Origin of the sequence: Stenotrophomonas sp. PS02298 (genome assembly GCF_029959445.1) — a bacterium.
Lineage (GTDB): Bacteria > Pseudomonadota > Gammaproteobacteria > Xanthomonadales > Xanthomonadaceae > Stenotrophomonas.
In genome coordinates this window covers 1-10,189 of sequence record NZ_JASCOR010000154.1, presented here as the reverse complement: position 1 = coordinate 10,189, position 10,189 = coordinate 1, and the positions used below count along the sequence as shown (strand labels likewise).

General features: G+C 63.3%; 8 protein-coding genes. 5 read left to right on the top strand and 3 right to left on the bottom strand.

Going from position 1 to position 10,189, the window contains the following annotated elements; translation table 11 throughout:
• Positions 1-113: 113 nt before the first annotated feature.
• Positions 114-1,070: a chemotaxis protein gene (locus QMX78_RS17450; protein ID WP_282271893.1), complete on the bottom strand. Its 957-nt coding sequence runs from the start codon at positions 1,068-1,070 to the stop codon at positions 114-116.
• A 114-nt stretch (positions 1,071-1,184) separates the two neighbouring features.
• On the opposite strand from QMX78_RS17450, the gene flgA reads away from it, so the two are divergent.
• From flgA to QMX78_RS17430, 4 genes are all read left to right on the top strand, one after another.
• Positions 1,185-1,829, top strand: a complete 645-nt coding sequence (flgA, locus tag QMX78_RS17445) for a flagellar basal body P-ring formation chaperone FlgA (protein WP_282271891.1) — start codon at positions 1,185-1,187, stop codon at positions 1,827-1,829.
• A gap of 62 nt (positions 1,830-1,891) precedes the next feature.
• Positions 1,892-2,194 carry a flagellar biosynthesis anti-sigma factor FlgM gene (gene flgM / locus QMX78_RS17440; RefSeq protein ID WP_282271889.1) on the top strand — a complete coding sequence of 101 codons (303 nt, stop codon included), beginning with the start codon at positions 1,892-1,894 and terminating at the stop codon, positions 2,192-2,194.
• 2 nt (positions 2,195-2,196) lie between these two features.
• A complete protein-coding gene (locus QMX78_RS17435; protein ID WP_282271897.1) occupies positions 2,197-2,529 on the top strand; it encodes a flagellar protein FlgN in 333 nt (110 codons plus the stop codon).
• A 114-nt stretch (positions 2,530-2,643) separates the two neighbouring features.
• Positions 2,644-3,837 carry an ATP-binding protein gene (locus QMX78_RS17430; protein ID WP_282271887.1) on the top strand — a complete coding sequence of 398 codons (1,194 nt, stop codon included), beginning with the start codon at positions 2,644-2,646 and terminating at the stop codon, positions 3,835-3,837.
• Positions 3,838-4,067: 230 nt separating this feature from the next.
• Here QMX78_RS17430 and QMX78_RS17425 read toward each other — a convergent pair whose 3' ends face one another.
• Together QMX78_RS17425 and QMX78_RS17420 are read right to left on the bottom strand one after the other, a co-directional pair.
• The gene (locus QMX78_RS17425; protein ID WP_282271885.1) at positions 4,068-5,798 is read right to left on the bottom strand and encodes an EAL domain-containing protein; all 1,731 of its coding nucleotides are present in this window, start codon (positions 5,796-5,798) and stop codon (positions 4,068-4,070) included.
• 20 nt (positions 5,799-5,818) lie between these two features.
• The gene (locus QMX78_RS17420) at positions 5,819-6,820 is read right to left on the bottom strand and encodes an ATP-binding protein (protein ID WP_282271883.1); all 1,002 of its coding nucleotides are present in this window, start codon (positions 6,818-6,820) and stop codon (positions 5,819-5,821) included.
• Positions 6,821-7,199: 379 nt separating this feature from the next.
• Here QMX78_RS17420 and QMX78_RS17415 point away from each other — a divergent pair, with 379 nt between their 5' ends.
• Complete coding sequence (locus tag QMX78_RS17415; protein ID WP_282271895.1) at positions 7,200-9,974, top strand: GGDEF domain-containing phosphodiesterase; 2,775 nt, start codon at positions 7,200-7,202, stop codon at positions 9,972-9,974.
• Positions 9,975-10,189 lie beyond the last annotated feature (215 nt).

Genomic DNA, 10,189 nt, shown 5'->3' with positions numbered 1-10,189 from the left:
GGGGAAGCTGCAAACCCTGTGCCAGAAAGCCCTGTAGGGCCGAGCCATGCTCGGCAGGGGCTCTACCGGTAAAGCCATTGCCGAACATGGCTCGGCACTAGAGCCGGTCAGGCTCAGCTATACGCGTACTGGGTCTCAGCTACATGCCGCAGCCGCTGCAGGACGAAATCAGCCAGCTCATGGGGGCTGTACTTGGCCACGAAGGCATTGGCGCCGACCCGTTCCACCATGGCGTTGTTGAAAACGCCCGACAACGAGGTGTGCAGGAGCACATATAGACCAGCCAACCCAGCATGGCGGCGGATTTCCGTCGTCAACGTGTAGCCGTCCATCGCCGGCATCTCGATATCGGAGATCACCATGGCGTAGCGCTCGGCTGGGTTCTCGCCCGAGGCATGGATCTGCAATAGGTGTTCCAGTGCCTGCTTGCCGTCGGAAAGCAGGGTGGCGCTCACCCCCAGCTGGTCCAGTACGCTGCGAATCTGTTGGCGGGCCACGCGTGAATCATCAACCACCAGCACCTGCATCGCCGGAGCGTCGTCGGGCAGCGCCATGGATGGGTCGAGCACCGCTTCGCTACGTACCTGGGCGATGTCCGCGAGCACGCTTTCCACGTCGATGACCTGGATCAACTCACCCTGGAAGCGGGTAACGGCGGTCAAGTACGTCGATTCTGCGCCCAACTCCGGTGGAGGGTGGATATCTTCCACCGCGATGTTGACGATGCGCTCAACCCCGCTGACCAGGAAACCCTGCACCGAGCGATTGAACTCGGTCACCACCAGGTAGCCCGGCGACGTGTCCGCCTCGGGTTCACGCTCCGGGTGGCCAATGGCCAGACCAAGGTCCAATACAGGCACCGAACGGCCACGGACATCAGCAACGCCGGCGAACTGGGTCGGCAGCCCGGGCACCTGGAACAGCGCCGGGCGGCGCAGCACTTCCTGCACCTTGAATACATTCACGCCAAAAAGCTGACGGCCGCCAAGGCGGAACAGCAGCAGGGCAAGGCGGTTGTGGCCGGCCAGCCGGGTGCGCTGGTCTATTCGGTTGAGCAGGTCTTGTGACATGAGGGCTGTATCGGCGGCAGGTGGCGACAACTTGAGTGTCTGTCTGCATCCGGACTGGCACGGCACTTGCAGATGGATCCATTGAACTATTACAGAGCCGGGTGGCCGCTGCCGATGCGCTTACTCCTACCTATATGTCTGTTGCTGCCGTCACTGGCCTGGGCTACCGCGTTCCAGCCGGTGGAGTCCATCCGGGCCGCTGCGTTGGCCACCTTGGCGGCCGGGGAGAGCGGGGAGGCCATCCTCGATGCGAACCTGCGCCTGCCTGCATGTGCGCAGCCGTTGCAGGCCAGTGTTACTGCCAACACGACGGTGGAGGTGGCCTGCCCGCAGGCTGGCGGCTGGCGTCTGTTTGTCCCGGTCAAGGTCCGGCGTGAGCAACAGGTATTGGTTCTGGCGCGCGGCGTGGCTGCTGGAGAAACCCTGGCAGCGGCCGATATAGGCAGCGTCAAGCGCGATACGGCACGCTTGGCTGGTGCGGTGCTGTTGAAGCCGGAAGCGGCCGTGGGCCGGGTTGCACGGCGCGCATTGAGCGCAGGCAGCCTGCTGTCGGCGACCGATCTGGTCGCGCCCCGTACCGTCCGTCGCGGCGACAGCGTTGCGCTCGTATCGCGCCGGGGCGGGGTGGAGGTGCGGATGGCGGGCAAGGCACTGGGGGATGCGGGTGAGGGTGAGCGGGTCTCGGTCGAGAACCTGTCTTCACGCCGGGTGATGCAGGGTATTGCCACCCCTGCCGGTGACGTGCTGGTCAGCCGATAAATCACTAAAGAATCCCCCGGCGTTGCCGTTATCGTTTTTGAACCGAATCAGGACTCCATCACATGAGCCAGAAAATCGACGGTGGTATTCAGGCCGCAGCGCAGTTGCGCAGCGTAGCCATCAACACCAAGGTGGCCGCCGCAGGCGATGCCAAGCCCAAGCCCGTTGAGGCTGCCGACAGCGTGCGCCTGACCGGCGAGGCTACCCAGCTGCAGGCCGTTCAGCGCGAGCTGAGCGCTGCCCCTGCCATCGACCAGGCCCGCGTACAGGCTGTGCGCGAGGCGTTGGAAAACGGCAGCTACAAGATCAACCCCGACGCCATTGCCACGCGCATGCTGGGTCTGGACCAGCAGCTGCAGGGATGAACCTGTCCATGGGCGACCCGTTGCAGCGCCTGAGCGAAGCGCTGGACCGCGAACAGCGCGCCTTGGCCGAGCACGATGTGCCGGCCCTGGTTGCCGCCACGGGCAACAAACTGGAAGCCCTGCGCGAGCTGGAGCGGCAGCCCCCGCTGCATGAAGCTGACAAGCTCAAGGAGCTGGCAGAGCGCAACCATGCCAACGGCATGTTGCTGGCTCGCCGCCGCCGCGAGGTCAACTGGGCGCTCCGTCAACTCGGCCGCAGCGAGAGCGCACCCTCTTACGATGCCAAGGGCCAGGCCCAGACCGTACATGCGCGGCGGCCGCTGGCGGTAGCCTGACCGATGGCAGATGCGGCGTACGCGCCGCGATCGAATTCGCGCATCCGGCTATAGTGGCGGCCTGTTCCTGAGCTTGTACCGGCCGCCGTGACCCAGATCGATAGCAGTACCCTCATGCCAATCCCCTCGGCGGCCACATTGCGAGCCCTCGGCGAGCGTGTCCAGCACGGGATGCTGGTTTTCAGCGGAAAATTCGAAGTCAGCATCGCCAACGGCCTGGTGCGCGAATTGTTTGGCGTGGATGGCCCTGGCAGTGTCGGTCTTGGTCATCAGCTCGAGGCTTTGTTGCCGCCGTTCGCGCTGTCGCAGGCCCGTGCTTCGGGAAGCTGGGTCGGCAGCCTGCCGGTTGGCGACCGGGTCATCACCCTGCATCTGCACCATCACAGTGATGAGGCCGGCGAAGCATTCCTGGCGCTGTTCCAGCACATCGACGGCCCGGAAGACTACGAGCGCGAGTTGCAGCAACGCCATGCCGAGCTGCGCCAAGCCTATCTTCGCTTGAACGGCACCCAGGAAAAACTGCTGCAGTCGGAGAAGATGGCCTCCATTGGCCAGCTTGCCGCCGGCGTCGCCCACGAGATCAACAATCCGATCGGCTACGTCCACTCCAACCTGGGCAGCCTGCAGGAATATCTGCGCAGCCTGTTTACGGTGATCGAGGCCTATGAGCGTGCGTTGCGCGCACCCGATCCGAAGGCCTTGATCCCGGAAATCGATGATATCCGCGACCGTCTGGACATCGATTTCATCAGTCGCGACCTGCCGCAGCTGATGGCTGAATCACGCGAAGGCATCGAGCGGGTGACCCGCATCGTGCGCGATCTCAAGGATTTCTCGTATTCCGGCCGCGACGAGTCGTGGAAGCTGGTCGACCTGCATGCCGGCCTCGAATCGACCATCAACATCATCTGGAACGAGCTCAAGTACAAGGTCACGCTGGAACGTCGCTACGGCGAACTGCCGATGATCGAATGCCTGCCATCGGAGCTCAACCAGGTCTATATGAACCTGCTGCTCAACGCCGGCCATGCGATTGCCGATCGCGGCAACATCGTGGTCAGCACCGGCGTCAATGGCGATGAAGTGTGGGTTGAGTTCAAGGATGACGGCGCGGGTATTTCGCCGGAATTGCGGCAGCGCATCTTCGACCCGTTCTTCACCACCAAGCCGGTCGGCAGCGGTACCGGGCTTGGCCTGTCGATCTCCTACGGCATCATCAACAAGCATCATGGCCGCATCGACCTGGACAGCACGGTAGGCGAGGGCTCCTGCTTCCGCGTCGTGCTGCCGATCCGCCAGCCGAAGTAATCGACGGGCGCGGCTGCAGGATTGTGGGGTTGCAGGATTGTGGGAGGGGCGTCAGCCGCGAAGCTGGCGGCGTTTCGGTCATTGCAATACCTGCAATCACCGATGTCCTGCAGGCGGCCTTTCATCGATGCATCCTGCAATTGCGCCGGATGCATGTGGGTCTGGGTTGTCAGTAGCTTCGGGGCTTATTCCGCTCCCACAAAAAAAACGGGGAAAGGACTGGCTGGAACCTACGCCGCCCCCACACCCTGCTTTTCATCATGGGTGCGGAAGGCTTGGCGGATGTGTTCGCGCAGCTCGTCGTCATTCCATGGTTTGGTCAGGAAACGGTAGATCGCACCGCGGTTGATCGCGTCGGTGACGGTGTTCAGGTCGGTATAGCCTGAGAGCACCAGGCGGATCGTGTCCGGATACAACATCTTTACCCGGCCAAGGAACTCGGTGCCGCTCATGTCGCTCATGCGCTGGTCGGACAGGATTACCTGCACGTCATTGATCGCCAGCAGATCGAAGGCGTCACGCACATTGCCGGCGGCGAGGATCCGGTAACCATCGCGGCGGAACAGGCGCACCAGCGAGCGCAGTACGTTTTCTTCGTCGTCCAGCAGCAGCAGCGTGCGGTCAGGACGGGTTTCGGCGAATGCCTCCGGCCGCAGGTAGCGGCGCCGCAAGGTCATGCCGGCGGCGTCGGCCGACATCGGCTCGCCAAACAGATAGCCCTGGAATACATCGCAGTCATTGCGGCGCAGGAAGCCAAGCTGGGCCTGCGACTCCACGCCGTTGGCGATCACCGTCATGCCCAACTGGTGGCCCATGGCAATGATGGCGCGGCTGATCGCGGCCTCGCGGTTTGCCGCAGGTGCGCTCTTGATGAAACTGCGGTCGATCTTGAGCTTGTCCACCGGATAGCGGACCAATGCGCTCAGGCTTGAATCACCGGTACCGAAGTTGTCCAGGCACAGGCTGATACCTTCGTTGCGCAGGTTGGCCAGGGTCTCGTGGACGAAGTTGACGTTGTTGGTCAACGCACTTTCGTTGATTTCCAGGGTCAGCATGCGCGCCGGCACACCGATGGACTGCAGCATCGCCATCACTTCGGTGAAGAAGTTCGGGCGCAGCAGCTGCAGCGTAGAGACATTGACCGCCACGTTGAAATCATCGAAGCCCTGGTCGCGCCAGACCTTGGCTTGGCGCAGAGTCGTTTCCAGTACCCAGGCGCCGATCTGCACGATGATGCCCAATCGCTCGGCGGTACGCATGAAGCGTTCGGGCACCAGCATGCCCAGGGTTGGGGATTGCCAGCGCAGCAGTGCCTCCATGCCCATGACGTGGCCATCACGGGCGCTGACCAGCGGTTGGTAGCGCAGCCGCAGCTCACCGTTGTCGATGGCGTCAACCAGCTGCCGCGAGATGATGCTCTCGCTGTGCGCACTGCTGGGCTTGTGCAACACGTGCACGTGCACCGCGTTGCCGCCTTCGCGACCGGCCTGGTGCAGGGCATCTTCGGCCAGATCGAGCACGCCGGTCGCGGTATTGGAATGCTCGGGGCAGAGGCCAACCCCGATCTTGGCGGTCAGGAACAGGGTGTAGGGCAGCACCGACAATGGCAGCTCGATCTGCTGGCGAACCTGCTCGGCGAAGACCTCCGGCGCCGGTGTCTGGCTGCTGCGCGGTACCGCGATCAGGAATTCGTCGCTGCCGTGCCGCCACAGCTTGCCGCGGTCACCCAGAAAGCCGCGCAGGCGCTCGGCAATAAGGATCAGAGCCTGGTCGCCTACCTCGGCACTCATGTTCTCGTTGACAGAGGCGAAGTGGTCGATGTCCAGGTGTAGCAGCATCAACGACGTGCCGGTGCGGTTGGCGGCGTCCACCAAGGTGGCCAGCTCGGGATTGCCCGCACCCAGCCGTGCAGGGCGCGCGTCATTGCGGTCACCGAGCGAAGGAGGGCTGTTGTTCCACATCGGGCGAGGTCCTTGGGGGGTCACAGTGCGTCCATTGCGTAGGGTAAACGCAGATCAATACGGGTGCCTGCACCCGGCGCGGTCTCGATATGCAGGCTGCCGCCGGCACTCTGCGCGCGTTCGCGCATAACGATCATGCCAAGGCCGCGCGGGCCGGCGGGGTCAAAGCCTTCGCCATCGTCCACGACCTGCAGGTGCAGGTCGCCATTGTTGTTGCTGCGCAGCGACAGCGATACCTGGCTGGCGCTGGCGTGGCGCAGTGCGTTGGTCAGGCTTTCCTGGGCAATACGGAAACAGGCCTGTTCAACTTCGTTGCTGGGCCGGCGCGGCAGCGCGTCCACATGCAGCAGCAGCTCAACGTCGGTGGAGCGGAACAGCAGGCCAGCCTGCCAACGCAGCGCAGCTTCAAGGCCCAGTGCATCAAGTTGCGGTGGCCGCAACAGCATCGACAGGTTGCGTAGCTTGATCACCGTGCTATCCGCCAACTCGATGATCTGGTCGATATCGTCCTGGCGACGCGGTTTGTTTTCTTCATCGCGTGCGGCGCAGGCGGCCAGCTTCATCGCGGTGATGGCCTGGCCGATGTCGTCATGCAGATCGCGTGAGATGGAGCGGCGCTCATCTTCCTGCAACGAAAACAAGCGGCCCGCCATGGCCTGCAGCTCAGCGTTGCTGGTGGCCAAGGCAACCCGGCCATGTTCCAGCTCACTCAAATCGCGGATGACAAAGAGTTGGCAGGCTTTGCCATCATGGTGCAGCTGCTGGGTGATCACCGTGGCATGAAAAGGCTCACCGCCCATGCGTGACAGCTGCACGGCGAGTTCGCTCTTGCTTGAACGCGGGCCATGGCTGCCGAGGTTGGTCAGCGACTGGATGGCGCCATCGCTGCGACCGGCGCCCATGCCCAGAATGCCGCGTGCGGCTGGATTGGCATAAAAAACGGTATCGCCATCGGCGATCACTACGCCGTCATGCAGTAGCGCTCCCAGCTGTTCGAACTCGGCAGGCAGCTGACGCTGCAAGTGCGCAGCGGGTTTGCATGACCAGAGCTGGCGCCAGAGCAGGACGAGCGTCGCACAAATTGCCACTGCGATGGCTGTCACACTTTGGGTTCGCCAGTCGGATGAATTCGTGTCCGTCGCCAGCAATGCAACCACGCCGGCCGTCAAAAAAACGGCCACAGCAAGCAACCAAAGCATGCTTGCACGCCGCCGCAGGAGTGCGACGGGCACGGGTGGAGCGGAAGAGGCCGGTTCGGCTTGCATGGTGAGAGGGGGTTTGGACAAGCGTCGCCCCAGTTTAACGGCTTGTGCACAGAGCGCACGACGAAGTGCTCAATTCTGCCGGGTTGGTGCCGTTATCGAATGGGTACCCGGTTTGTCGGGCATGGAGATAGATCGCGTGGATCGCGGCGTCATAGCTAGCCTGCTTCGTCACCCGTTGAATGCGGCCGTCGTGCTGCTGGACACGGACGGGCAACCATTGGCCGCCAATGGCATGGCCAGGGAGCTGGGCCTGCCCGAACGCCTGTCACGTTATTGCTCGCAGCTTGCGGGGCTCCGCCAGCGATTGGACCCGCACGAGGCAGTGGCCTGCCCGCTGCCGGGGGCCGGCCAGCGGCTGGACGGCTGGCTCAGTGTGGTCCAGTCACCGTCTGCGACCCCATTGGGCTATCTGTATTCCGTGGCCAGTGATACCGAGGCGCGCAACGCCCGTTGGGCGATGGCAATGGAGTCGGCAGGTCATAGCCTGTGGGACTGGGATATCGTCAGCGATGCGGTTACCCGCGCCAGCCCGGAGCATGCTGCCAATGCGGCGCAACCGGGCATCGGCCTGCTGGATGAAGCACACCCGGAAGACCAGTTACTGCTGCGTCAAGCCATTGCTGCGCACCTGCATGACCCGCAGGTACCCTTCGCCTGCCAGTTTCGGCTGCGTCAGGCCGACGGTAGCTGGCGTTGGGTGCTGGACCGCGGGCAGGTAGTCACCCGCGCTGGTGATGGTCAGCCGTTGCGGATGGTCGGCACCTATACCGACATCCAGCAACAGAAGTCACTGGAGGACGAGCTGCGTTCGCAGCAGGCCCTGCTGCGTCGCGCTCAGCGCGTGGCTGGCATGGGCAGTTGGGTATGGGAGCCGCAGCGCAAGCGCGTGCAATGGTCCGAGGAATTTGCCGCCGCCATTGGCTGGAGCAATGCCGCGCTACCGACCGGACGGCAGTGGTTGCGTAATCTGAACAGTGACGCACGCACGCATCTTTTCTGCAGCTGGCGGCGTCTGTTGGATGAGGCCAAAGGTGGCAGTTTCGATATCACCTGGGGCCGCGATCCGGTGACCCAGCAGCAGCTGCGCATCTGGGTGGAGCTTGATTACGACGCCGCTGGTGGCCTGCACCGGGTGTTGGGGCAAGTGCAGAACATCAGCAATCAGCGCCGTACCGATGCCTTGATCCGCTGGCGCACCGAATTGCTGAACCGGGTGTCCGCGCTGGGCCGTATTGGCGGCTGTGAGATCGAGGTCAGTACCCGTGCCATGCAATGGACCGAGGAGTGCTACCGCATCCATGGCCTGCGCAAGGCGCCGGTGACCCTGGACCAGGCATTGGACCTGTACATCCCGGACTCGCGCGACAACTTTGAGTCGGCGTTGCTGCGCATCGCCGAAGGCGGGCTGCCGGAACAGCTTGATCTGTGCTTCTATCGCCCGTCCGGGCAGCGGGTGTGGGTGCAGGTGCTGATCGAACTGGACCAGCGTGATGGCTTGCCCGAGCGCTTCGTGGTGCTGTTCCGTGATATCACCCGCGAGCGCGAGGCCGATGAGCGGCTGGAACTGCTGGCCCACTACGACCTGCTGACCGGCCTGCCCAATCGCATGCTGCTGCGCGAGCAGGGCTCGGAAGCGATCATCGAGGCGCGCGAACGCGGTGCAATCCTGGCGATGCTGTTCATCGACCTGGACGGCTTCAAGAGCATCAACGACACCTTCGGGCACGCCACCGGCGACATGTTGCTGAAGGCAGCGGCTGCGCGCCTGCACCAGAACCTGCGCAATGCTGACCTGTTCGCACGCTTCAACGGCGATGAGTTCATCGTGATCCTGCGCAACCTGGTGGAGCCGGAAGACGCCGGGCATGTGGCGCGCAAGTTGATTGCCTCGCTGGCCGAACCGCTCTACCGCGAGGATGTCACCTTGAAGGTTGGCGCCAGTGTGGGGATCGCGTTGCTGGACGAGGGGCGTAACGACTTCGACAGTCTGCTGCGTGCGGCCGATGCGGCCATGCATGCGGCCAAGGAGGCCGGTCGCAATACCTACCAGTACTACAGCCAGGATGCGCTGGCACGCACCCAGCGCCGGGTCGAGATCGAACATGCGTTGCATGGTGCGGTCGAACGCGACGAGTTCAGTCTGGTCTACCAGCCCTTGGTACATGCCAATGGCGATGCCACCCCTTCGATCGAAGCGTTGCTGCGCTGGAACAGTGGCAGGATCGGCTCATGCAGTCCCGCCGAGTTCATCCCGATCGCCGAGAAATGTGGCGAGATCATCCATATCGGCGACTGGGTGCTGCAGGAAGTCTGCCGGCAGGCCGTGGTCTGGCAGCAGGCCGGGTTGAAGTTCGAGCGCATCGCGGTCAACGTCTCGGCCTTGCAGTTGCGTGATCGCGGCTTTGCAGAGCGTGTTGTCAGCATCTGCCAACAGTACGGCTGGCCGCCACAGCGGCTGGAGCTGGAGCTGACCGAGTCGGCGCTGATCCGTGATACCGATGCCCTGCGCCAGTGCTTTGATGTATTTGAACAGCATGGCATTCCACTTGCGGTGGATGACTTCGGTACCGGTTTCTCCAACCTGCATTATCTGAATCGATTCCCGGTGCAGCGGCTGAAGATCGACCGCAGCTTCGTGCAGGGCATGTTGCACGATGTCGGTACCGCCGAGGTTACCCAGGCCATCGTGCATCTGGGCCACGCGCTGGGCATGCTGGTGGTGGCGGAGGGCGTGGAAACCCCTGCCGAAGCAACGATGCTGATCCGGCAGGGCTGCGACGAACTGCAGGGCTATCTGTTCTCGCGACCATTGCGACCGCGCGAGATGGTGCAGTGGCTGCGCAGCGGCCCGGGCGAGTTGCTTGAGTCGCCGGGCCTGGGCGCGATCACGACAATCAGCGCAACCCACTGATCGACGGCAAGAACAAATACAAGCCCGGCTGCCTGATCCGCAGCCGGTTTTTTTCGTCCTGTGGGAGCGGCGTAAGCCGCGAAGCTGGTGCTCTAACCGAGCAAGCTTGTTCATCGGGTGTGGGAGCGGCGTAAGCCGCGAAGCCGGTGTTGCTGGCAGGTCTCGATCGGATCGTATGCGTGCTTCGCGGCTTACGCCGCTCCTACAAAGATAGC

Bases quoted from the DNA above. Each gene is read 5' to 3' on its own strand.
- QMX78_RS17450 (WP_282271893.1), bottom strand. From the start codon at position 1,070: ATGTCACAAGACCTGCTCAACCGAATAGACCAGCGCACCCGGCTGGCC.
- flgA (WP_282271891.1), top strand. From the start codon at position 1,185: ATGCGCTTACTCCTACCTATATGTCTGTTGCTGCCGTCACTGGCCTGG.
- flgM (WP_282271889.1), top strand. From the start codon at position 1,892: ATGAGCCAGAAAATCGACGGTGGTATTCAGGCCGCAGCGCAGTTGCGC.
- QMX78_RS17430 (WP_282271887.1), top strand. From the start codon at position 2,644: ATGCCAATCCCCTCGGCGGCCACATTGCGAGCCCTCGGCGAGCGTGTC.
- QMX78_RS17425 (WP_282271885.1), bottom strand. From the start codon at position 5,798: ATGTGGAACAACAGCCCTCCTTCGCTCGGTGACCGCAATGACGCGCGC.